General features: G+C 63.3%; 20 protein-coding genes and 1 pseudogene. 3 read left to right on the top strand and 18 right to left on the bottom strand.

The window, feature by feature from the left end:
- Positions 1-279: 279 nt before the first annotated feature.
- The 13 genes and pseudogenes from DCG74_RS20250 to DCG74_RS20190 form a co-directional block, all read right to left on the bottom strand.
- Positions 280-1214, bottom strand: a pseudogene (locus DCG74_RS20250) (2-hydroxyacid dehydrogenase).
- 66 nt (positions 1215-1280) lie between these two features.
- Complete coding sequence (locus DCG74_RS20245) at positions 1281-2048, bottom strand: SDR family oxidoreductase (protein WP_172788042.1); 768 nt, start codon at positions 2046-2048, stop codon at positions 1281-1283.
- A gap of 32 nt (positions 2049-2080) precedes the next feature.
- Positions 2081-2782 carry an HpcH/HpaI aldolase/citrate lyase family protein gene (locus tag DCG74_RS20240; protein WP_172788041.1) on the bottom strand — a complete coding sequence of 234 codons (702 nt, stop codon included), beginning with the start codon at positions 2780-2782 and terminating at the stop codon, positions 2081-2083.
- 13 nt (positions 2783-2795) lie between these two features.
- Positions 2796-3593, bottom strand: a complete 798-nt coding sequence (locus tag DCG74_RS20235) for an SDR family oxidoreductase (protein ID WP_172788040.1) — start codon at positions 3591-3593, stop codon at positions 2796-2798.
- A 7-nt stretch (positions 3594-3600) separates the two neighbouring features.
- A complete protein-coding gene (locus DCG74_RS20230; protein WP_172788039.1) occupies positions 3601-5283 on the bottom strand; it encodes a hydantoinase B/oxoprolinase family protein in 1683 nt (560 codons plus the stop codon).
- Between the two features lie 13 nt (positions 5284-5296).
- A complete protein-coding gene (locus tag DCG74_RS20225; protein WP_172788038.1) occupies positions 5297-7363 on the bottom strand; it encodes a hydantoinase/oxoprolinase family protein in 2067 nt (688 codons plus the stop codon).
- Between the two features lie 163 nt (positions 7364-7526).
- On the bottom strand, positions 7527-8468 hold the full coding sequence (gene nac / locus DCG74_RS20220; protein ID WP_172788037.1) for a nitrogen assimilation transcriptional regulator NAC: 942 nt from the start codon (positions 8466-8468) through the stop codon (positions 7527-7529).
- Between the two features lie 89 nt (positions 8469-8557).
- A complete protein-coding gene (locus tag DCG74_RS20215; RefSeq protein ID WP_172788036.1) occupies positions 8558-9766 on the bottom strand; it encodes an aspartate transaminase in 1209 nt (402 codons plus the stop codon).
- Positions 9767-9789: 23 nt separating this feature from the next.
- Complete coding sequence (locus DCG74_RS20210; protein ID WP_172788035.1) at positions 9790-10530, bottom strand: ABC transporter ATP-binding protein; 741 nt, start codon at positions 10528-10530, stop codon at positions 9790-9792.
- Positions 10523-11293, bottom strand: coding sequence for an ABC transporter ATP-binding protein (locus DCG74_RS20205; protein ID WP_172788034.1), 771 nt, complete (start codon positions 11291-11293; stop codon positions 10523-10525). The genes DCG74_RS20210 and DCG74_RS20205 overlap by 8 nt, the downstream gene beginning before the upstream one ends.
- On the bottom strand, positions 11290-12300 hold the full coding sequence (locus DCG74_RS20200) for a branched-chain amino acid ABC transporter permease (protein ID WP_172788033.1): 1011 nt from the start codon (positions 12298-12300) through the stop codon (positions 11290-11292). The genes DCG74_RS20205 and DCG74_RS20200 overlap by 4 nt, the downstream gene beginning before the upstream one ends.
- An 18-nt stretch (positions 12301-12318) precedes the next feature.
- A complete protein-coding gene (locus DCG74_RS20195; RefSeq protein WP_172788032.1) occupies positions 12319-13191 on the bottom strand; it encodes a branched-chain amino acid ABC transporter permease in 873 nt (290 codons plus the stop codon).
- 11 nt (positions 13192-13202) lie between these two features.
- Entirely contained in the window at positions 13203-14390 is a 1188-nt protein-coding gene (locus DCG74_RS20190; protein WP_172788031.1) for an ABC transporter substrate-binding protein, read from the bottom strand.
- A gap of 584 nt (positions 14391-14974) precedes the next feature.
- Here DCG74_RS20190 and DCG74_RS39010 point away from each other — a divergent pair.
- The gene (locus tag DCG74_RS39010) at positions 14975-15154 is read left to right on the top strand and encodes a hypothetical protein (RefSeq protein WP_337993356.1); all 180 of its coding nucleotides are present in this window, start codon (positions 14975-14977) and stop codon (positions 15152-15154) included.
- A complete protein-coding gene (locus DCG74_RS20185; protein ID WP_246571084.1) occupies positions 15154-15288 on the top strand; it encodes an ANTAR domain-containing protein in 135 nt (44 codons plus the stop codon). The genes DCG74_RS39010 and DCG74_RS20185 overlap by 1 nt, the downstream gene beginning before the upstream one ends.
- A gap of 543 nt (positions 15289-15831) precedes the next feature.
- Here the strand turns inward: DCG74_RS20185 and DCG74_RS20180 are convergent.
- From DCG74_RS20180 to DCG74_RS20160, 5 genes are read right to left on the bottom strand one after another with little or no spacing between them, the layout of a single operon-like run.
- On the bottom strand, positions 15832-17061 hold the full coding sequence (locus tag DCG74_RS20180) for a Gfo/Idh/MocA family protein (protein ID WP_172788030.1): 1230 nt from the start codon (positions 17059-17061) through the stop codon (positions 15832-15834).
- A 37-nt stretch (positions 17062-17098) separates the two neighbouring features.
- Positions 17099-18709 carry an ABC transporter ATP-binding protein gene (locus DCG74_RS20175; RefSeq protein ID WP_172788120.1) on the bottom strand — a complete coding sequence of 537 codons (1611 nt, stop codon included), beginning with the start codon at positions 18707-18709 and terminating at the stop codon, positions 17099-17101.
- 44 nt (positions 18710-18753) lie between these two features.
- A complete protein-coding gene (gene ggt / locus DCG74_RS20170; protein ID WP_172788119.1) occupies positions 18754-20325 on the bottom strand; it encodes a gamma-glutamyltransferase in 1572 nt (523 codons plus the stop codon).
- 20 nt (positions 20326-20345) lie between these two features.
- The gene (gene nagB, locus DCG74_RS20165) at positions 20346-21128 is read right to left on the bottom strand and encodes a glucosamine-6-phosphate deaminase (RefSeq protein WP_172788029.1); all 783 of its coding nucleotides are present in this window, start codon (positions 21126-21128) and stop codon (positions 20346-20348) included.
- Complete coding sequence (locus tag DCG74_RS20160; RefSeq protein ID WP_210268451.1) at positions 21125-22333, bottom strand: ROK family transcriptional regulator; 1209 nt, start codon at positions 22331-22333, stop codon at positions 21125-21127. The genes nagB and DCG74_RS20160 overlap by 4 nt, the downstream gene beginning before the upstream one ends.
- Positions 22334-22542: 209 nt before the next feature.
- On the opposite strand from DCG74_RS20160, the gene DCG74_RS20155 reads away from it, so the two are divergent.
- A complete protein-coding gene (locus tag DCG74_RS20155; RefSeq protein WP_172788028.1) occupies positions 22543-24054 on the top strand; it encodes an ABC transporter substrate-binding protein in 1512 nt (503 codons plus the stop codon).
- Positions 24055-24092: the final 38 nt, after the last annotated feature.

Below are 24092 nucleotides of genomic sequence, written 5' to 3'. Positions count from 1 at the left end.
CAGACTGCTGCGATGCACGTTTACGAGGGATAAGCGGACCAAAATCACGAGGGTCAGCTAGGCAGCCGTTCGCCCTTAGCGGAACTGGTGAGTCTTCAAGATATGCGCTTAGCACCAAGAGCTGCCGCTTGCGCGGTTTCGTATCCGACCCGTCGCCGACCAGATAGTCAGCGCGTCAGTTCCTATTGGAGGCCACAACAACAATACGGATATTTCGCTCGGCATTGAACTACCGAAGCAGTAGTTCGAGAAGCAGCGCGCTACGCACTACGGCAGCTTTCACGTAACGGGTGTTATGAGGGCCGCACCTGCGAAGTGGGCGGCAAGATTGTCGCGGACGAGCTTGCCCATGGCGCGTCGTGTCTCAGTCGTGCCCGAGGCGTGGTGCGGTTGAAGGACGACGCTATCGAGGGCCTTGAGTCGTTCATCGATATTCGGCTCGTTCCAGAACACGTCGAGGCCTGCGCCCTTGATCAGCTTGGTCTCGAGCGCGCGAAGCAGAGCCGTTTCGTCCACCGTCGATCCCCGGGAGACATTGATTAGGATGCCGTCAGGTCCGAGTGCATCGAGCACGCGCGCATCGACGATACCTTTCGTGCTCTCGCCGCCCGCGAGCGTGACGATCAGGATTTCAGCGCGCCGGGCCAATTCCACGAGGTCCGGCACGAATGTATAGGGTAGATCCGCTCGCTCAGAGACGTCAAAATAAGCGATCTCGCAATCGAATGCGGCGAGCCGCTTTGCGACCGCCGCGCCGACGCGGCCCATCCCGACCACGCCGGCGGTCTTGCCGGTGACCCTGGTCACCAGCGGCATGTTACCCTCGGCCCAGCGCCCCTCGCGCACGAACCGGTCGGCATTCGGTATCTTCCTCGCGACAGCCAGCAACAGGCCGACGGCCATATCGGCGGTCAACACGTCCGGCGTATTGGTCACCCGGATTCCATTCGCTCTAGCATGAGCCAGGTCGATGGCGTCGGTACCGACGCCATAGCAGGAGACGATCTCGAGCGCTGGCAAACGCTTATGAGGTCGGCGGATGCACCGAGCTCGCCCCGAGTTGCGATCGCCCGGATCGTGCGGCAATGAGCCTCAATCAGGCGGTCGCGATCCGCCGCCTCCCAGAGTTTGTGCACGACATAGCGTGCGTCGAGATCCTCCATATCCCAGGCGGGATAGGGTCCAATCATCAAGACTTCGGGTTTCGTCGACATGGTGCGCGAATCCTTTCGAACCCGGTGCAAGACCGTCGTGTTGTGGGAGGCGATGGAGCGCCGGAATCACAGGCAGGTCGTGATGCCGCCGTCGACATAGAGGGTATGGCCATTGACGAAGGAAGACGCGTCGCCCGACAGAAACACGGCGGCGCCGATCAACTCGTCGACGTTGCCCCAGCGCGAGGCAGGCGTGCGTTTTTCGAGCCAGGCCGAGAACTCGGGATTGTCCACCAGCGCCTGATTCAGCGGAGTCTTGAAATAGCCAGGCGCGATCGCGTTGACCTGGAGACCGTGCCTGGCCCAATCGGCGCACATGCCGCGCGTTAAGTTCTTGATGGCGCCTTTGGTCGCAGTGTACGGCGCAATCCCGGGCCGCGCCAACTCACTCTGGACCGACGCAATGTTGATGATCTTGCCCTTCCCACGCGGGATCATATGGCGGGCAACCGCCTGGCCGACGTAGAAGGCGCTAGAGACGTTGGTCTTGAGCAACTCCTCCCACTTCTCCGCCGGAAAATCCTCCAACGGCGTCCGGAACTGCATGCCGGCGTTGTTGACGAGGATGTCGATCGGGCCGATCGCCTCTTCAATGCGCAAGATTCCCCCGCGAACGGCGTCGGGGCGGGTGACATCGAAGCTCGTCACGGCGACCTCGTGTCCGCCGGCCCTGACGCTCGCTGCGGCCGCGTCCAGTTTGTTGCGATCGCGTCCATTTAGCACCACGGAGGCGCCGTGCTCGGCAAGTCCGCGCGCGATCGCAAGACCGATGCCTTGCGATGATCCCGTCACCAGCGCGCGGCGGCCGGCGAGATTGAACAATTCGAATGCCATGTGGACTCTCGCAGATGGCGTGACCTCCGCGCTCAGCGGGCGAGCAGCCTCTTGACGCCGGCCAGGCCGACACGCAAGAACGGATCTGAGTGAATGTAGAAGTACCGCACACCCTGTTCGAGCATGGAGGGCAGTTCGTCCGACGTCACGAGCGTTCCGGCAACCTTGCCGGCCGCGCGGATCTTCTTCACAGCGTAAGCAACCCGCTCCATCACCGCTCCCGGCCGCGGCTGCCCGAACTGCGGCGCGGGCGGATAGCCCATGTTCTGCGAGAGATCGCCGGGCCCGATGAAGAAGACATCGACGCCTTCCACCGCGAGCAGGGCCTCGATGTCGTCGATCGCCTTGGGCGTCTCGATCATAGCGATGATCAACCGCTTCTCGTGATCGGCCGGGCATGCGTAGCGCACGGCGTCGACGATCGCGCGCGCCTGCTCCGCGGTATCGACCATCGGCACCATCAGGCCGTCGGCGCCGGCGTTGAGATAGCGGATCAGGAGCGGCCGTTCATGCGAATGCGGCCGGACGATCGCCGCACCCCCGGCGCCGCGGATCGCCTGCGCGGTGACGCGCACGTCTTCGAAGCTCCAGGTGCCATGCTCGCAATCGACGAAGATCGCGTCCGCGCCGAGCTCGACCAGGCGGACAGCCAGCCCCGACGACGCATGATGCGGCGTGAACATGGTGACCGCCTCGCCCTTGGCGAGACGCTCGCGCAATTTGGCTCCGTTCATGGACAATCCTCTCTCAAGACTTCGGCTTCAGGCCTTCTGGCGCACCAACCCAGCGGGCCACCTCGATGTCGGCCGATGTGTCGCGCATGAAGGTCGGACAGATGTGCAGCTCGGGAATCATGGCGCCCTGCTGCAGGCTGGCGCACAGCAGCACTGCGCGCGCGACGTCGTGCGGATTGAGCATCACGGCCCGCTCACCCTCGAGCGGCGGACGCGCACGGTTGTCCATGATCGGCGTGTCGGTCTCGCCGGGCAGGATGGTCGTCGCGCGGATGCCCTGGTTCCGGTAGGTGTTGTGCAGGAAGGTCATGAAATTCTTCACGCCGGCTTTGGCCGCGCCATAGGCGGCGCCGCCGAGCAGGTTCGGATTGACCACCGCGAGCGACGACACCGTGATGATGGTGCCTGCCTTCTTCGCGATCATGTCCTCCAGCACCGCCTGGGTCAGGTTGAAGACCCCGGTGAGATTGACGTTCACCGTGGCGTTCCACTCGTCCTCGCTGAGGAAGCGTGCATTCAGCACCTTGCTCGCGCTGCCGGCGTTGTTGACCAGGATATCGATCACCCCGACGTTGCGCTTGGCCAAGGCCACCGTCTCAAGGATTGCCTCGCGCGACGCCACATCCAGCACATGAGCGACGGCCCTGCCGCCGGCCTTCTCGATGACCGTGACGACGTCGCGCAGCGGATCGATCCGGCGCCCGGTCAGGACGACCGTTGCGCCTTCCTGTGCCAGCAGGATCGCGGTCTCGCGCCCGATGCCCGTTCCGGCACCGGTGACGAGTGCGATCTTTCCATCGAGCAGACCCATGATGTTCCTATTCGGCGGCGGTCGCCGCCACGCTTGAGCGCTGATAGCCGTAAATCTGCCTCGCTGCCGCAGGTGTGATCAAGCCTTCGGCGAGGTCGAGCTCGATCGCCGCCGCCGCGCGCTCGGCTGTGCGTCCCCATCCGCCGCCGCCCGGCGTCTCGACTTCCAGGCGATCGCCCGTCTTCAGGACGACCTTGCCCTTGGGAAACTGCGGCTCGCCATTCCGGTACACCTTGCCGGCGCTGCCCGACTTGCCGCCGACGACGCCGAAGCAGGGGTGGCGCACGCGCTCCGACGCCAGATAGATGTTCATCGGATTGCGGCCGAGATTGCGCAGCACGACGCGCTGGCCGAGGCCGCCGCGGCTCTTGCCGGCGCCGCCGGAGTCCGGAATCAGCTCCTTGCATTCGGTGAGCGCGGGCACCGCGATCTCGAACATCTCGATCGCCGTCACCTTGCAATTGGACGGGAAACTCAACGTATCCAAGCCATCGAATTCGGCGCGGGCGCCCTGCCCGCCGTGAAAATTCTGCACCGAGCCATATTGCGAACCGTCGTCGCGCCGCCCGACACAATTGGCGGCCCAGATCGGCGCGCCGCCGCTGTCGCCCATCACCTTGCTCGGCACCACGCCTTCTAACGCCTTGAAGATCAGCGACGGGATCACATGTCCGATCAGGTTGCGTGAATTACCCGCCGTCCATTCCTCCGGATTGAGGATCGAGCCGAGCGGTGCCTCGTCCGTGATCGGCGTGATGCAGCCCTCATTGTTCGGCGTATCGGGGTCGAGCAGGCATTTCAGCGCATAGACCGAATGGGCGTAACGATAGTTGGTGCGGCAATTGATTGAATGAAGGATCTGCTCGGATGTCCCGCTGTAGTCCACGTGAATCGAATCGTCACCTACGATCACGGCGGCCTTGAGCGTCACATCGGTATCGTAGCCGTCAAGCAGGACCTCGGCGCTGTAGGTGCCGTTCGGCCATTGCCGGATTGCGCGGCGGGTTTGCGCTTCGGATCGGGTATGGATCGCGTCGGCCAGTTCGTCGATGCCGTCGAGATTGTATTCGTCGAGGAATTTCACCAGCTCGCGGCCCATGACGTTGTTGGCCGCGACCATGGATTCGAGATCGCCCATCACCTCCGTCGGCAGGCGAACGGAGGCGGCGATGATGTCGAGCACGTCCTGATTGGGAACACCGGCTTTGTGCAGCTTCACGATCGGGAAACGAATGCCCTCCTCGAAGATGTCGCTGGCCTCGGAGTGCAAGGGCGCGCCGCCGATGTCGGGCAGATGCGCGATCGACCCGGCAAAGGCCACGACCTTGCCGTTCTTGAAGATCGGCGTGATCATCGTGACGTCAGGCAGATGGCCGGTGCCAATCTCAGGATCGTTGGTGGCAAGAACATCGCCCTCTTGCAACGTCTCGGCCGGAAACTTCGGCAGGAAGTATTTCTGCGCGGCGACCGGCAGCGAGGTGATGAACACCGGGATCGACCAGGTGCATTGCGCCAGCGCGCGGCCGCGGCTGTCGAGCAGCACAGTCACATAGTCATGGTTCTCGCGCACGATTGGCGAGAATGCGGTGCGGCCGAGCACGATGTCGGCCTGATCGGCGATGAAAATCAATCGATTCCACATCACCTGCAAGTTGATCGGATCGTTGAAATCGGCAGCGTTCACGGACATGGAGGCGTCTTCCTTAGGCGATGTTGATCACGAGATTGCCGTTGATGTCGACGTGAGCGGTGCCGCTCGGTCCGACGACAGCGGTCGACTCCCGCTGCTCGACGATGGCGGGTCCTTGGATGACCTCGCCGACCGGCAGCTTGTAGTGATCGTAAACCGGCGTTTCGACGAAGCCGCCGCGCTCGCTGAAATAGACCGAACGCGTCCCCTTCTTGGCATCAGCCGCATGGCGCGTATGCGGGCGGGTCACCTGATCCTTCTCGCCGCTGGAGCGCAGGCGCCAGGTGATCACCTCGACGGAAGAGCCCGCAACGGTTCGGCCGAAGAGCTCTCGGTAAAGCTTGTAGAAGTTGGCCAGCAGCTCCTCGTGGAACTGCTTCGGCGGAAGCTTGCGATCCGGCAAGGCGACCGTGATCTCGTGGCCCTGGCCGACGTGACGCATGTCGACGGTATAGGTGTTGGTGATCGTCTCCGGTGCGACGCCGGCGGCGCGGACGACCTCCGCACCTTGCGCGGACAGATCGCCGAGGAGACGGTCCATCACCTCAAAGCTCCAATTGTCGACCTGCATGGGGAAGCTCGCGGAGAGATCGACCGCGACCGGCGCGATCAAGAGCCCGATCGCCGAGGTGACGCCGGCACCGGTCGGACAAATGATGCGCTTGATGCCGAGCTTGCGCGCGATGCCGTAGGCATGCACCGGACCAGCGCCGCCGAAGGCGACCATCGGCAGGCTGCGCGGATCGACGCCGAGATCGGTTGCATGCACCGCCGCCGCCTTGCTCATGGATTCGTTGACGAGATCGTGGATGCCGAAGGCACAGCGGGGAACGCTGACATCGAGCGAGGCGGCAAGCTTCGTCATCGCCGTGAGGGCCGCATCCTTCGACACCTTGAAGGATCCGCCGACAAAGGATTCCGTGCCCATGTAACCCAGCAGGATATCGGCGTCCGTCACGGTCGGCTCGGTGCCGCCGCGCTGATAGGCGGCCGGTCCCGGCATCGCGCCCGCCGATCGCGGTCCGACGTCGAGCAGGCCGAGCGGGTTCTTGGCCGCGATCGAGCCGCCACCGGCACCGATCTCGATCATCCGGATCGACTGGATCTTGAGGGGAAAGCCCGAGCCCTTGCGGAAGCGATGATAATGCGCGACTTCAAGGTCGGCGCCGATCGTCGGCTCGCCGTTCGGGATCAGACACAATTTCGCGGTGGTGCCGCCCATGTCGAAGGACAGCACGCTGCCTTCGCCGGCGATGCGGCCGAATTCCGCAGCGGCGACGGCGCCGGCGGCCGGGCCCGATTCAATCAGGCGCACCGGCAGCTCCGCTGCGCGGCTGCTCGGCACGAGACCGCCCGACGAGGTCATCCACAGCACCTGGCGGTCGATGCCCTTGGCGGCGAATTCGCGCTCGAGATGGGCGACGTGGCCGGACATCTGCGGCCGCGTATAGGCGTTGACGACGGTGGTCGACGCGCGGTCGAACTCGCGCACCTCGGGGCAGACTTCGGAGGACAGCGACACGAAGATATCGGGATCCTCTTCGCGCAGCAGCGCCGCGATGCGCTGCTCATGGTCAGGATATTTGTAGGCGTGCAGCAGACAGACGGCGACGGACTTGATGCCTTCATGGCGCAACCGGCCGGCGATCTCGCGGACGGTGTCCTCCTCCAGCGCCGTGATCACCTCGCCATCTGCGGACATCCGCTCGACCGCACCAAAGCTGTTGGCGCGCGTCACCAGCGGATCGGGATATTTCAAGTTCAGGTCATAGAGATCGTAACGTCCTTCGTTTCGGATCCGCAGCATGTCCTGGAAACCGGCCGTCGAGATGAAGCCGGTCTTGACGCCCTTGCGTTCGAGCACCGCATTGGTGACAACAGTAGTCGCACCGAGGACCTGCAGCCCGTCGAGATCGACGGCGTCGCCAAATTGCGTGAGCAGTTCGGACACGCCGCGGACCACGGCCTCTGCCGGGTTGGCCGGCGTGCTCAGTACCTTGTGCAGATGCAGATCGCCTTTGTCGTCGAGCAGCGCGAAATCGGTGAAAGTTCCCCCGGTATCGAATGCGAGCTTGGCCATCTGTTTCCTCGGAGCGATTGTCTTCGAGGGTAGGGAATGCGCCCGCACGCGACCACCACAACTCCCGTCTGCCGCCATAGGTTTTGTTTATGGCCTTGAGAAACCGGCACGATGCAGCCTCCGAGCACGGCTGCACTCGGCTTTTTAATCGCGGGCGTGTTGCTTAGACCGCGCGAATACCCTGCGGATGGCTGCGCATCAGCCTCTCGACGACGGTCAGAAGCACCGAGCGCGTGGCAAGTGCGGGCTCTGACAAGGGCAGATGATCGGAGACGCACAAGGAGACAGTCGCCTCGATAGCCGGGCGCACCAGCCGCCGCACCTCGACACCGGCAAAGCTCGACGCGCTGGCCGCGGCGACCGAGGCCGGCAGGATGGTCGAGCCAAGCCCCTCGGTCACGGCCGCGCCGAGCGCGGAGACCGACTCAATCTCGGAGGCGACGTTCGGCGTCACCCGCGCCCGCGCCAGCGACTCATCGATCAGCCGCCGCAGGAAATGGCCCTGGCTCGGCAGCAGCAGCTTGACGTCGGCCAGCGCCGATAGCGGCAGCGGCTCGTTGGCCGGCTTGTCCGCCACCGTCTCGGCGCGCGAGACGAGATACAGTTCCTCGCGAAACAGCGGCTGCAGCTTGACGCCCTTGATCGGGCCGGAGCCGTAGATCATGGCCATATCCATCTTGCCGGTCATGATCAGCTCGCTCAGCACATGGCCGAAGCTGTCGTTGATGTGGACGATGATCTGCGGATGCAGCGTCGACATCTCCTTCAGGATCGGCAGCGACAGCGTGCTCGACGCCGAATAGGTCGCTAGGCCAATCGACACTCTCCCGGCCAGCGCCTTGGTCGATTGATCGATGTCGATCTGCGCCTGCTCGATCTGCTTCAGCAGCAATTGCGCGTGACGATAGAGGATCAGGCCGGCTTCGGTGGGGACGATGCCGTGATTGCTGCGGAGAAGAAGCTTGTGCTTGAAGTGACTCTCCAGCGCCGCAATCTGCTGCGACAGCGCCGGCTGCGCGGTGCGCAACAGGCCGGCGGCGCGCGACACGCTACCTGCATCGACCACCTTGACGAAGCTCTTCAGCTTCCTGAAATCGACGCTCATGAGGATCGAATGCTGCTCTGGAAACAACTCCTGACAGGCACTATCCCTTATCTAGCCCGTTGATTTCAATCGGTTTCATAGCTTTCCGCTCAGCGCAGCGCCCGGCAGGCCCGCTCGATCCGATCGCAGGCGTCCTTGATCGTCTCCATCGAGGTCGCGATCGACAGGCGGAAATACGGCGAGAGCCCATAGGCCGCGCCCTGCACGGCGGCGACGCCGACGCCGTCGAGCAGATAGAGCACGAAGTCGAGATCGTTCTCGATGACCTTGCCCTCCGGCGTGGACTTGCCGATCACGCCAGCGCAGCTGGGATAGAGATAGAACGCGCCGTCAGGTACCAGGCACGACAGGCCCGGGATCGCATTGAGGCGCGCGCAGGCATAGTCGCGGCGTTCCTTGTAGAGCTTGACGCTGTCGCGCACGAACGTCTGGTCGCTGGTCAGCGCATGGGCCGCTGCCGCCTGGCTGATCGACGACGGGCAGGACGACATCTGCGATTGCAGCTTGTTGATCGCCGAGACCAGCGGCGCGGGACCCGCGGCATAACCGATCCGCCATCCCGTCATGGCATAGGTCTTGGACACGCCGTTGGTGAGCAGGATGCGATCCTTCAAGGCGGGCACCGCGGCGGCAAGCGTCGTCGCGGGCTCGTCGCGATACCAGATCTGGTCGTAGATATCATCAGACAGCACAAGTACGTTGGGATGGCGCAGCAGCACGGCGCCGAGTGCTTCGAGGTCGCTGCGGGAATAGGCCGCGCCGGTCGGGTTCGACGGTGCGTTGAGGATCAGCCAGCGCGTCTTCGGCGTGATCGCCGCCTCCAGCGCCTCCGCCGTCAGCTTGAATCCCTCATTCTCGGAACAGCGGACAATGACCGGCTTGCCGTCATTGGCGATCACCATGTCGGGATAGGACACCCAATAGGGCGCGGGAATGATCACTTCCGCCCCCTCCTCCACGCTCGCCATCAGCGCGAGGAACAGGATCTGCTTGGCGCCGCCGCCGACGCAGATCTCGTTGTCGGAATATTCGAGGCCAAGGCGCCACTTGTAGTCGGCGATAATCCCCTTGCGCAGCGCCACGGTGCCGTTGACGGCGGTATATTTCGTCTCGCCGCGATCGATCGCAGCATGCGCCGCCGCCTTGACGTCATCGGGCGTGTCGAAATCAGGCTCGCCGATCGCCATGTCGACGATGTCGCGGCCGGCGGCCTTCAGCTCGCGCACCCGCGCGGACGCCGCCGTTGTCGGAGATATCTTGATGCGCGAGACGCGCGCGGCCGGCACGAAGATCGTCACTGTGGTCGTCCTTTGAGTTGCAGTCAGTGTTCGACGTCGGTCTCACCGCGCATGCGGCCGGTGAGGAAGAGCTCGCCGAGCTCGTCATGGGTGATATCGGCGGGCCGGCCGTCCCAGATCACCTTGCCGAGCCGCAGGATGACGGCGCGCTGGGCCACCTGCATGGCTTTCTTGGTGTTCTGCTCGACCAGCAGGATGGTCTGGCCAGCGGCGTTGATGCGCGCGAGTTCGTCGAACACGATGCCGATCGCGGTCGGGGACAGCCCGACCGAGGGCTCGTCGACCAGCAGGATCTTTGGCCGCTGCAGCACGGCCATCGCAACCTCCAGCAATTGCTGCTCGCCGCCGGACATGTTGCCCGCCAGCGTGTTGCGGCGCGTCTTCAGGATCGGAAAGAGGTCGTAGACATAGTCGCGCTCCGCCTTCACCCTGCTGTCGCGCAAGGTATAGGCGGCCATCTGCAGATTCTCGTCGACCGTCATGACCGGAAAATTGCAGCGGCCCTGCGGCACCCAGGAGATGCCCTCCGCCAGGATCGCGCGCGACTTGAAGGCCGAGATATCCTTGCCCTGCCAGTTGATGCTGCCGCCCTTGACCGTGGTCATGCCATAGAGCGTCTTCAGCAGTGTCGACTTGCCGGCGCCATTCGGCCCCATCAGCGCGACGAACTGGCCCTGCGGCACGTCGAGATCGACGCCGTTGAGGATGTCGAGCGAGCCGTAGCCTGCGCGCAGCCCCTTGATGGAGAGAGAGGTTTCAGCCACCGAGATAAGCCTCCCGTACCGCCTGGTTTTGCACGATCTCGTCCGGTGTGCCTTCCGCGAGCTTGCGTCCCTGGTCGAGCACCACCACCCGCTTGCAGAGACTCGTGACCACGTCGATGTTGTGCTCGATGATCAGGAAGCTGACGCCGAAGGAGGTGTTGGCGAGGCGGATGCTGTCCACCACGCGCTCGATCAGCTTCGGGTTGATGCCGGCCATGGGCTCGTCGAGCAGAATGAGCTTTGGTTCCGGCATCAGCATCGAGGCGAACTGGATCAGCTTCTGCTGTCCGCCGGAGAGTTTTCCGGCCGGCTGGAAACGGACATCCCAGAGGCCAGCGATCTTGATCAGCTCGCGCGCCCGCTCCCGCAACGCCGCGACCCGATTGCGCGCGGCGGCGCCGATCCCGAAGGTCGACAGAACGCCGGGAAAGGTGAACATCTGGCCCGCGATCACGAGGTTCTCCTCGATGTCGAGCGCGGAGAACACCACAGTCTTCTGGAACGAGCGCAGCATGCGCCCTTCCCGCGCGATATCGTTCAGCGCCCAGCCCGTGATGTCCTGCCCGTCGAGCTTCACCGCGCCCGCGCTCGGCTTGGCAAGCCCGGTGACGCAATCGAAGAAGGTCGACTTGCCGGAGCCGTTGGGGCCGATCAGCCCGCAGATCTCGCCGCGATCGACATGAAGGTCGACACCGTCGACCGCGCGCACGGCGCCGTAGGATTTGCAGAGGCCGGATATATCGAGCATCGGCAGCCCGCTCATTTGCGCTTCTCCAGGAACGACGAGCAGCGGCTGATCAGCGGCGCGAACCCGTTCGGGAACCAGAACACCAGGCCGAGCAGGAAGAAGCCGTAGGCGATCATGCGCAGTTCGGGGGCGACGCGCAGCGCCTCGGTGAGACCGACGAACAGCAGGCTGCCGAAGATCACGCCCGAGATCGTCCCGGCCCCGCCGCCGAGCACGATGATCAGCATCGTCGTGGAGTAGTACATCTGGAAGGTCAGCGGGCTGACCACGGTCAAATAATGCGCATAGAGGCTGCCGCCGAGCCCGGCAAAGGCCGCGCTGATCATGAACACGACCAGCTTGTAGTGCCAGGTCGGGATGCCGACGGATTCGGCCAGCGTCTCGTTCTCGCGAATGGCGATCATGTTGCGCCCCGCCGGCGATCGCACGATCAGATAGACGGCAAGCGTAGCGAGCACGGCGATGGCGAGCACCAGGTAATAGAAGCCGACTGTTCCTGAGACCGTGAACGACGCCGGTCCCAGTGCGAAGTAAGGCTTTGGGATCGCCGCCAGCCCCATGTCACCGCGGGTCAGGCTGATCCAGTTCTTGGCGATCGCCTGGCCGATGATGACGAAGCCGAGCGTGCACATCACGAAGGACGTCGCACGCAGCCGCAGGGCGGGAATTCCGAGCGGCAGCGCGACCGCGCCGGTCACGAGGCCCGCGGCGAGGAAATTCAGGTAGAACGGCGTGCCGAAATGCACCGCCAGCAGCGCCGACGTATAGGCGCCGATGCCGAAGAACGCCGCCTGCGCCAGCGAGAGGAGCCCGGTATAGCCGAGCAGCAGGTTGAGCCCGTGCGCCGGCAGCAAGAAAATCAGCGCGATGATGATCGCGTGCAGCGGATAATTACCCAGAAACAACGGCGCGATGCAGGCCAGCGCGAGCAGCGCGAGGCCGAAGGGAGCGCGGAGATCCCGTCCCGTCGCAGCTGGGCTCTCGGCTTGGGTCACGGTCTGGTCTCGGGCGATCTCGGTCAAGGTGTCACATCCCTGCGATCAGAAGCGCGCCTGCGCGGAGAACAACCCGTGCGGACGCCACATCAGCACCAGCATCAAGGTCGCAAATCCCACGGTGTCGCGGAACTGGAGGCCGACATAAGTGGCAACCAGGCTCTCGGCGACGCCTAAAATCATCGCGGCGACGAAGGTGCCGCGAACGTTGCCGAGCCCGCCCATGATGATGATCGGCAGCGTCTTGAAGGTGATGAGCTCGCCCATCCCGCCATAGACGCTGACATTGACCGGCGCGGTCAGCACGCCAGACAGCGCGGCAAGACCTGCACCGAGAATGAAAGTCCAGAGCGCGATATGACGGACATCGATGCCGACCACCGCGCAGCACTCGATGTTCTGCGATACAGCGCGCATCGCCTTGCCCATCCGGCTGTAGGTGACCATCAGCTCGAGGCCGACGAAGACGATGAGGCCGACGATGATGATCAGGATACGCTGCTCTGCCAGGGTGAAGCCGAACAGCGTCACCGGCTCGATGTAGCCGCCGGAGAAGAACTTGTAGCTGCCGCCGAACACCAGGATGATGGTGTTCTGGAGGATCAACGCGACACCGAGGGTTGCCAGCACACCGGCCTCGGCCGGTGCGCCCACGATGCGCTGCATCACGACATTGCCGACAACGACCGCAATGACAGAAGTCGCCACCACGCCGATCACGACCGCGACCGGATACGGCAGATCGAAATACTCGATGGCGAACCAGGCGCCGAAGGTGCCGAGCATATAGTATTCGCCATGGGCGAAGTTGATGGCGCGCAGCACGCCGAAAATCATCGTCATGCCGACGGCAACGATCGCGTACACCGATCCGGATACGATGCCGTTAACGACCTGCTCGATGATCGTGTAGAACATGTGCGTGCCGCCTATTTGGGATAGTCGATCTCGGCGGAATAGGCACCCTTGATGGCAGGCTTGCCGTTCTCGATCTCGAGCAGAATCATCGGCAGCCGCGCCTGATTGTGATCGTCGAAGGTCACTTCGCCGACTGCACTTGCATAGTGGATCTTGGAGAGTGCGGCGCGGACCTTCTCACGATCGATGCTCTGAGCTTGCTCGATCGCCTTGGCAAGAAGATGCGTCGTCTCCCAGTGCACATAGGCGTGGTTGTTCGGCGCCTCTCGATACTCGGCAGTGAACTTCTCGACGAAGGCCTTGCTCTTCTCCGAGTCATAGGCCGGCAGCCAGGCCGCCGCCTCGATCGCGCCTTCCATTGCCTTCGGCGCCGCCTTGATGGTGCTCGCGGTATTGAACTCGGCATTGCCGATCAACGGGATCTTGCCGGCGATCCCGACCTCTATCATCTGACGTCCGACGATCGGCGAAGAATCGGCGTTGCCATACATGATGATGGCCTGGGCGCCGGCATCGCGGATTTTTGACAGCACGCTGCGGAAGTCGACCTCGCCTTCCTTGTAATAGTCTTCCGTCAGGATCTGGCTCTTGAACCGCGGGAGATACTTCTTGGTGAACTCAATGGCCGCACGGCCGTAATCGCTGTCGACCGAGAGCACGGCGTATTTGGTAAAGCCCTTCTTCTCGGCGGCGTATTGCAGCACGATCAACGCGCGGTTCTCGTCGGTCGGATAGTTGCGATAGGTCCATTTGAAGCCGCCGACACCCGCCTTGTAGGTGATCTTCGGGTTCGACGAGGCGGCATTGAGGAGCAGCACGCCTGCATCTTCGGCAACCGGCTGCATCGCCAGCGTCACCGAACTCGAGACGTCGCCGATGATGAAATCGACTTGGTCCTGGTCGATCAGCCGCCGGGTCGCCGAGACGCCCTCGACCGGCGTCCCCTGGCTGTCACCGGCCAGAATGTTGATCTTGCGCCCACCGATACCGCCGGCGCCGTTGATCTCCTTCGCCGCCATCTGGGCACCGCGCAGCGAGAAGGCACCGTAGCGGGCATTCGGCCCGCTCATCGGCGCGACAAGACCGAGTCTGACCGTCCCGTCTTCGCTTCGCGCCGCGAAGGCGCTGGAGGAAACCGTCTGGAGTCCTATCAGGGCAGTTCCGATGCAAAATCCCCGTCGGCTCAACTCGATCGTCATTTGCCCGCTCCGTTGCTGCTACAAAATGATGCGCCCGCGAACCTCGCCACTTCCGTGGTCTTGCCCTTGGAATTTTTTGCTGCGGCCGACGGTAAAAAAATGATTTACGTTTGATGACAGGGGAAGCACCGACTGCGGTCTGCCGCCATAGCGATTTCTTATGGCGACCCTGAGTTCTGTCGATTGTCGCTCGATGCAGCTAGCGCTGCGCTCCGCGCGTGAGCCTCTTTCGGCCCCCGCGAACCGGCGGACGGCGTATCCGCGACGCCCGCCTCGACCAAAATCTTCGAGTAGTACAGGCGGACGAGCAGTCGGCGCACCAATGCGGCGCCATCCACAACGGAACGCCTGATCACGTTAGCTGTGAAGAGATTTTTCTTGATCTCCCGGTGCACATGCCGTGCACACGCCGCCTTCTAACACATTGAAATACTTGAACTTTCGCTCCAATCCATCACGGGCCAATTTGAGCTAGCTCCAGCAATCGAGCTCCGATTGGAGCTAGTCCGGCGCAACGCGCATTCCTGGCGCGATCGCCTGTCATCGCCCTGCTCGGCACCGAGACACCAAGCCGACTCAAGCTGGTGTTCGAACTCGATCCAGCTTCGTTCCTCATCAAGCCCTTGCGACCGGCCGGCATCTACGCAGCGCTCGTCATGGCTTTCGAGCGGAACGAACGCACAAGCGAATTGAAACAACAAATTGTCAACTCGAGCAGCGTCTGCGGGCACGTCGCCTCGTGTTTGCCGCCGTTCTTCAGGTAATGCATTCGCATACGCTCGCCGAGCCTGCCGCCTTTGCGTTGATCCGCAGAACCGCGATGGAGCAGCGCCAGACGATCGAAGAACTCTCGGCGGAGATAACGGCAAGGGGTATGCTGCCACGCGCGACGGGTTAGATTGCTTCCTGTTGGGAACGAGGAACGGGCCGCAATTTCCTATGCCCCCTTTTTATGTTTTGAATCCCAGTCTCTATTTTCAGACAGTCGCGCAGAACCAAGGCACTGAGGGCATATGTTGGTGTCGGACACACCAACTGCGCGGCGCACTCCACTTTCTCGATCCCGGTCTATCGTTTGCCGCCGCACCAAACACGTGTTGAGCACCGTAGCGACACCCTTCGCTTCTGCACGCGCCCCTGCGCTGCCGCGCTCTTTGTTCAGGGCGGCGTTGATAGCCGAGTCCAACCAAGCTAAGCCAATTTCAAGGTACTTGGTCAGGGATTTTTAATGCGAGCGACATTTCTAAAGCTACGCAAGGTAAGAAATAAGAGCTAGCAGCACTACTCCCACTCTATGTTGTCGCAGACCGGCAGCCGTAGAACTCCACGCTGAGACTCATTCAGACAACGCCGAGGCGCCCGAGCGCATTTGGCAAGCCGCGATGGCCTCCTTGGACCGGATCACCGATCATGTTTCAAGTCCCGCACACTGCGCGCGCTGTTAGCGCGCGACCTGGGGAACGTAGTGCTCTAGCTCCTGGTCCGGGAAATGCACGGTGCGTCCGAGCTCGGCGGACCGATAGAGCGCCATCAACATTTCCATGACGCCGACGCCATCATCGAACGTTTCGGCAGGACTGAGCCCGCGCCTAAACGCTTCGACCATGTGCCGATTTTCATCAGTATAGCCGTAGATGCCTTTTTCGTCTTCGACGACCGGCATCAAACCCTGCTCGGCATTCTGCTTCTCGATGAGGTCCTCGCCTTCGGAACCGCTGAGCGTCCGGGCCAGGAACACCTTGAGGCCCGTTGAGAGTGAGGAGAACTCCATCGAATATTCGGGCCCGAGCAATTCGAGCTGGATGCGCAGGCCGGCCCCGACATAGGCCCAGGAGGTCGTTGCCTCGATCAGGACCTGATGCCCATCCTTGTCTTCCAGCGTCAGGATGCCACGCGCGAAATCCTCGACCGGGCGTTTCGCAAAATCGATCCCCATCCGCGTCTTCAGATCGGCCGCATAGCGCGGGCGCGTCCATTTGAGATTGGCCGTCGTGGCGCTGGCACTGACCAGCCGCAGGCTGTCGCGGCTCGCGCCGGGCGCCGTCAGCATGAAGCGCGCGACTTCGACCGAATGGCACATCATGTCGGAGAGCACGCCACCGCCCTGCTTGTCGCCCTGCCAGAACCAGGGCTCATGCGGTCCGGAATGTTCCTCCGCGGCACGGGCGAGATAGGGACGCCCGCTTCCAGGTACGGCACGCCGCCAGATGATGTCCTTGCCACGCGTCACCGCGGTCGAGAACAACTGGTTTTCCAAATAGCCGTGGAGCAGGCCAGCATCCTCGACGAGGCTGCGCATCTCGCGCGCCTCGGCGAGCGTGCGCGCCAGCGGCTTTTCGCAGGCCACGGCGCGCAAGGGAGCTCCCGACTTCGTCACCCCATGGATCTCGCGCATGATATCGAGGCGCGTATCGTTCGGCGTCAGGATCCAAAGCGCATCGACCTCACCGGAAGTCGCCATGGCCTCGATGCTATCGAACACATGCGCCGGTCCGAGGCCAAGATTCCGGGCCTTCTCCGCGATGCGCGTTCGCCGCTCGGCGGACCGACTGTAGACACCGCCGATGCTGACATTGCGCACGCCAAGCATGGACTGCAGATGAAATGCGGCAATGAAGCCGCTTCCGACGAGACCGACGCGCAGCACCGGAAGTTCCGCGAACTTCTGCATTCAAGACGCCTCCTTCAGCGACAATCGCCGTCTTTTTTCAATGCGACTTTCTCCGCTGCCGACCCGGAATAGCCGCCAGCAATGTCTGGGTATAGGGATGTTCGGGCCGGCTCAACAGGTCCGCGGCCGGCTTGACTTCGACGATCTCGCCATACCGCATCACCGCGATCCGGTCGCAGACCTGGGCGGCAACGTTGAGATCGTGCGTGATAAAGAGAACGGCGAGCCGCAACTCCTTCTTCAACCTCTCGAGCAGCGCGAGCACCTGCGCCTGGACCGAGACATCGAGCGCCGACACGGGCTCATCGGCCACGAGCACCTCGGGATCCAGCGCAAGCGCGCGCGCAATGCCGATCCGCTGGCGTTGTCCGCCGGAGAACTCATGCGGGTAACGGTGCACCGCGCCGGAATCGAGCCCGACCAACGTCAGCAATTCCCTGGCGCGCGCAAACGCTTGCGCGGCGGGCACCCCATGCGCAATCGGTCCATCGGCGATGATCTGCCCGACTCGACGACGCGGATTGAGCGAGGCGAAAGGATCCTGGAACACCATTTGGATGTGTTTGCGCGCGGCGCGCAGCTCCGATCCGCGGGCGTCCGAGAAATTCAATTCTCCGATGTGGACGACCCCTGCATCCGCGTCCGTCAGCCGCATGACAAGGCGGCCGATCGTGCTCTTGCCCGAACCGGACTCCCCGACCAGGCCGAGCGTCTCGCCGCGACGAATCTCGAAGCTGACGCTCTTCACGGCGGGAACTTCCGCGGGCGGGCTGAACCAGTCGCTGCTCTTATAAGTCTTCACGAGTCCTGATGCCGCGCAGGCGGTGGGCGCGTCTGCGTCCTCGACTTTTGCCCGCGGAATGCCGCGCGGCACGGCTGCCAGCAATCTCTGCGTATAGGGATGCTGTGCGCGCTCAAGCACCTCGTCGACCGTACCTTCTTCGACGACGCGCCCCTTCTCCATAACAGCGACACGGTCGGCGATGTCGGCCACAACCCCGAAATCGTGGGTGATGAACAACACCGCCATGCCACGCCGCTGCTGGATGTCTCGGATGAGCTTGAGGATCTGCGCCTGCGTGGTGACGTCGAGCGCCGTGGTCGGCTCGTCCGCCACCAGAATCGAGGGTTCGAGCGCCAGAGCCATCGCAATCATGGCGCGCTGACGCTGCCCGCCGGACAGTTGATGCGGATAGCTACGGATGATGCGCTCGGGATCGCGGAGGCCGACTTCCTCGAGCAGCGCGCGCACGTGCACCTCGCGTTCGGCCGGCGTGAGCTGGTGATGCGCTTCGAACGCCTCGATGATCTGGGCACCGATCCGGATCACCGGATTGAGCGCGGTCATCGGCTCCTGGAAGATCATCGCGATCTTCCGGCCGCGCAGGTTCCGCCACTTTGCCGGAGAGAGAGCACGTAAGTCCAGTCCCTCGAACCGGATACTGCCCGCGGTCCAGCGAATATCTTTCGACAATAGCCCCATCACCGCGGAAGCGCAGACCGATTTGCCTGAGCCGGATTCACCGACGACGCAAAGGATCTGTCGCGGGTGGAGGGCGAGCGAAATGTCCTCGACGGCAAAAGCGCGATCCGCGCCCGGCGGCAACGCCAGGGTCAGGTGCTCGATGGATAGGATCGCCTCTGCCATCCCGTTCATGTCATCCGATCCACCATCGTCGCCCGCCCCTTCGCTCAAACTGCCAGCGCGATGCCGTCCTTGCGATGATCCGACGCGCCGAACATGACGCCCCTGGATCTGTCGAGGTGCACGACCTGGCAACCTCCGAGCGGCTCGTCCGCCCAGACCACGCGATGACCGCGCCCGGTCAAATCGTCGGCGACAGCCGCGGGAATCGTTGGCTCGAGCGTCAACACACCATCGAAGGCAAAGCTTCGTGGCACATCAGAGGACTGCTGCACATCAAGGCCGCGATCGAGCGCTCCGCTCAGGATCTGGATATGTCCGGTGGCCTGATATTGTCCGCCCATGACGCCAAAAACCATGGTCGGCTTGCCATCCTTCGAGAGCAGGCCCGGGATGATGGTGTGGAAGGGGCGCTTGCGCGGCGCGATCGCATTGGGATGTCCCTCGACAAGGGAAAATCCCGCGCCGCGATTCTGGAGGAGCACGCCCGATCGCGGGGCGTAGATACCGCTCCCGAAGGCGAAGAACAGGGAGTTGATCAGGGAGACCATATTGCCGTCGCGATCGGCGACGGCAACGTAGGCCGTATCGCGATGGACCGGCATGTCGAACACCGTCGGCTCGCTCGCGCGCTCCCTGCTGATGCGGCCGCGCAAGGCCGCGACTGTTCGCTCCGAGAGCAGCGCATCGACGTCGAGCGGATGGAATGCGGGGTCGGCGACCAGCGCGTCGCGCTGCCGATAAGCCGCCTTGGTCGCTTCGGCAAGGAGATGGATGCGATCCGCTTCGCTCAGCGACGGGTCGGCCATGTCGAAGCCGGCAAGAAAGCGGGCGATCAATAGCGCGGCGACGCCCTGCCCGTTGGGCGGACATTGCCAGATCTCGTGGCCGCGATAGTCGGTGGAAATCGGCGTGACGTAGTCGGGTCGCGCGCTCGCGAGGTCTTCGAGTTGCATCAACCCGCCCATCGCCTTCAGCGTTGCGACGATTTCCTCTGCGACCGCGCCTTCGTAGAACGCGCTGCGCCCTTCGCGCGCAATCCGCCGCAACGTCGCGCCGAGTGCGGGATGGCTGAGCCTGGCGCCGACGGCAGGCGCAGCGCCACCGGGCAGGTAGACGGGAATGCCGGCCTGATGTCGTTCGAGACGATTGGCGTAGCGCGCCCAATCCAGCGCGGCGCGCGGGGTGACAACGAAGCCGGTCTCGGCCGCGCGGATCGCCGGCGCCAAGACCTCATCCAAGCTTTTGGATCCATGGTCGGCAGAGAGCCGGCACCACGCATCGACGGCCCCCGGCACCGTGACGGCATGGGGTGAGTCATCAGGAATCGATATCAGTCCCTGCTGCTGAAACCAACCGAGCTCGGCCTTTTGCGGCGCCCTGCCGGAGCCGTTGACCGAAACGGGCTTTCCGGACGCGGGCGCATAGATTGCAAAACAATCGCCGCCCACGCCGGTCATGTGCGGATCGATGACGCCCTGGAGTGCAATCGCAGCGATCGCGGCATCGACGGCATTGCCGCCGCTGCGCAACATCGCCACCGCCGCGAGCGCAACGGCAGGATGCGAGGCCGCGGCCATGCCGCGATCACCGACCGCGAGCGACCGTCCCGGCACCATGAAATCGCGCTGTCGCCAATTCAAGCGGTTCTCCGAGTCTCGTTCCGGGGCCGTTTGGCCAGTGCAGCGGTAGCCTTCTCGTCGCAGATGATCTCGACGTTGCGGTGCAGTCGAAGCGCCGAGGCCGGGCACGCGCGTCCAATCGGACCTTCGATTGCGGCTGCGACTGCGGCCGCCTTCTCCGACCCTGTTGCGACCAGAAGAATGCTCCTGGCCTGCAGTATTGTCGCGATCCCCATCGTGATCGCGCGCCGCGGAACATGAGCGAGGTCCGGAAAGCCGCCTGCGTTCGCAACACGCGTCGCTTCATCGAGCTCGACCTCGCGGGTCCGCGAGGCGAAATCGGAGCCCGGCTCATTGAAGCCGATATGGCCGTTGGCGCCGATGCCGAGGAGCATCAGATCGATGCCTCCGCTTGCGGCGATCTGCGCTTCATAGGCGGCTGCCTCCGCCGCGACATCTTCGGCCATGCCGTTGGGGAGCCTTGCGCGCCCGGCCTCGATATCCACGTGCCCGAACAAATGTTCATGCATGTAGCGATGAAAGCTTCCCGCCGAGCTCGGCGCAAGACCGACATATTCATCGAGGTTGAAGCACGTCACCTCGCGAAACGAGATCAGGCCCGCACGGCTTGCCGCGACGAGACGGGCATACAGCGGCGTCATCGTCGCGCCCGTCGCAAGGCCGAGGGTCAGCTGCGTCCGATCGCGCATGCAGGCAACGATGCGTTCAGCCCCCCGTTCCGCGGCAGCTGCGGCAGCGGCGCTCCGTACGATCTCGATCCTCGGTGCGTACTCTTTCATGCCGCGACTTCTGCTGCCGCAAATGGCAGCGCGAGGGGGCCCGACCCGCGGCCGATGCCGAACAGCGACCGATGCATGAGGTCGATCGCGCTACCGATCGCGCCGATCAGCGTGGCGCGATTGCCGAGCGTGCTGAGCTCAATGCGAACCGGTTGAAGCATGCAGCGCTCCAGATAGTCGTCGATACGATGCTTCAACTCGGGCCGCGCTCCGATGCTCCCGCCCAGAATGATGATTTCCGGATCCAGCACGCTGTGCACGGCCAGAATGGCGGTCGAGAGGATCCGGCCGATCTCATCGATGGTGATCCGAGCTGCCTCCTCGCCTTGCAGCCGGTCGAAGACATCGCGCACCGTGCTGGCGGGCGCGCCGCCAAGACCGACATAGCGCTCGACGATGCCGGCGCTGCCGACGGCGGTCTCCAGCGTGCCGTATTTCAGACCACGTGCGTCATAGGGATCGCCGCCAAGCGGCAGATAGGCGATCTCGCCGGCGCTCCCCCGTGCGCCGCGCACAAGGCTGCCATCCGAAAAGATGCCCATGCCGATGCCGGTGCCGAGCGCGATAAAGGCGAAACTGCGGATTGCGCGGCTGCTGCCGCGCCAATGCTCCCCGATCGCAGCGAGATTGACGTCATTCTCGATGAGGACCTCGATGCCGAGTTGCTCGCGCAAGGCAGCCTTTACATCCAGGCTATCAAGTCCGGGAATGTTGGGCGCAATGACGATGCTGCCGGATCCCGGATCAACCATGCCGGGACTTCCCATGACGCCACCCCGCAGGCGCTGCGCCGGGACATTGGCCCGCACCAGCAACGCATCCTTCATACGCCCTATCTGGGCGACGACGGCACGGCCACCGTCGTTGGAGGTGGGTTCGATGCTCTCGGCAACGATCTCGCCGTGCAGATCAGCGAGCGCGACATGCAGTTTCGTACCGCCGAGGTCGATGCCCAAGACGAAGGCGGCGTCCGGCCGAAGCGCGTACGTCACCGCGCTTCTTCCGACGTTGCCTTGGATCTGCCCGTCCTCGCGCACCCAGCCGTCGCGCTCGAGCTCGCGCATCACTTCGGAGATGGTTTGCTTGGACAGGCCGGTGCTGCGCGCGATTTCGGCGCGCGAGACTGATCGATCGCGCAGCAAACGCTCGACCACAAGACGCACGGATTGCTGTCGGGCAACGGGCGAAGACGGGGCGTCCTGCATGAGTCTGTCCAATTCGTCCACTCTCAGAACTAAATCGCTCGATCAGCCCTCCGTCAAGGGCTTTTTTTTTGATTTTCCGTCATATAGCCCAGCGGGTTGGCACCTCAGTACGTATCAGGACGCCCATTTGTTCGTCATATTTACAAATTGACCCGGCCGTGCTTGTCTTCCGCCGCGGAAGCAGAGCCTAGGGACGAAGGGACCTCCGGATGAAACGGATCGGAATCGCGCTGGCGGCATTTTTCACGATTGCATCGAGCCTGGCCTCAGCCAATGCAGCGACGCTGCGGGTCGGCATTCAGGACGATCCTGATGCGCTCGATCCGGCACTTGGCGGCACCTACACGGGACGTTTTGTCTTCGCGGCGCTCTGCGACAAGCTCGTTGATATCTCGCCCGACCTGAAAATTGTGCCGCAGCTCGCGGAATCATGGGAATGGGCTGCAGACGGCAAGTCGATCACGTTCGCGCTGCGCAAGAACGTCACTTTTCATGACGGCACCGCGTTCGATGCGGCCGCGGTCAAATTCAACATCGAGCGTATGAAGACGCTGCCGGACTCCAAGCGAAAGTCAGAGCTTGCGCCGGTCCAGAGCGTCGAGGCGCTCGCCGCCGACAAGGTGAAGTTCAATCTGTCGGAGCCGTTCGTCCCGCTGCTTGCCAACCTCAGCGACCGTGCTGGCATGATGGTGTCGCCGAAGGCCGCCATGGAAAAAGCCGGTGAATTTGCCGCCGCGCCGGTTTGTGCCGGTCCGTATCAATTCGTCGAGCGCAAGTCGCGCGACCTCATTCGCGTCAAGAAATATCCGGGCTACTGGAACGTCGGACAGACCGGCTATGACGAGGTCGTCTACTTCTATGTCCCCGACTCGACGGTTCGGCTGTCACGGGTGAGGGCCGGCGATCTCGACCTCGCCGAGCGCGTCGCGCCGACCGACCTCAAGACCATCCGCGACGATTCCAATCTTGCGCTGCATTCCGGCAAGGGGCTTGCCGTTTCGCATCTGATGTTCAACGTCGGAGCCGGCGCAAAGGCCGACACGCCGCTGGGCAAGAACGCGGCGCTGCGCCAGGCCTTTGAGCTCTCGATCGACCGCAACGTCATCAACAGGGTCGCCTTCAACGGCGAGTTCTTGGCCGACAACCAGATGATTCCGCCCTCCTCGCCCTACTACGACGCCGCACACAAGGCGCCTGCGCGGGACGTCGCCAAGGCGAAGGCGATGATTGCCGCCGCCGGAATGACCCGCGTGCCGATGGAGCTGCAGTTCGAGAACACGGCCGGAGATTCCCGCGTCGCGCAGATCATCCAGTCGATGGCGGGTGAGGCCGGCTTCGACGTCAAGCTGTTGCCGATGGAAACGGCCACGGCGATCGAGCGCTACATGAACGGCAATTTCGAAGCCTATATCGGCAACTGGAGCGGCCGCGCGGATCCGGATCCGACCTTGGTTGCCTTCTTCAGCTGCGCGGGCTCGCAGAACGTCAACAAGTACTGCAACAAGGATCTCGACGTGATTCTGTATCAGGCCCGGGCCGAGGCAGACGAGACCAAGCGCAAGGCACTCTACGCCAAGGTCACCGATGTATATCTCGGTAACCTGTCATCGATCCCGCTCTATCACCCGAACTGGTTCTTCGCAGCCCGCAAGTCGGTCGGCGGCATCGTGATGGTTCCGGACGGTCTTCTCCGCCTGGTCGGTGTCAAGCCGACGAACTGAGGCGCACCGTATGCAGCACCCCGGCCGCGTGAGCAACA

The organism is Bradyrhizobium sp. WBAH42 (assembly GCF_024585265.1).
In the GTDB taxonomy this organism is placed as follows: Bacteria; Pseudomonadota; Alphaproteobacteria; order Rhizobiales; family Xanthobacteraceae; genus Bradyrhizobium.
Note: the sequence above shows the minus strand (reverse complement) of the source record. Positions and strands in the feature narration are given on the sequence as shown.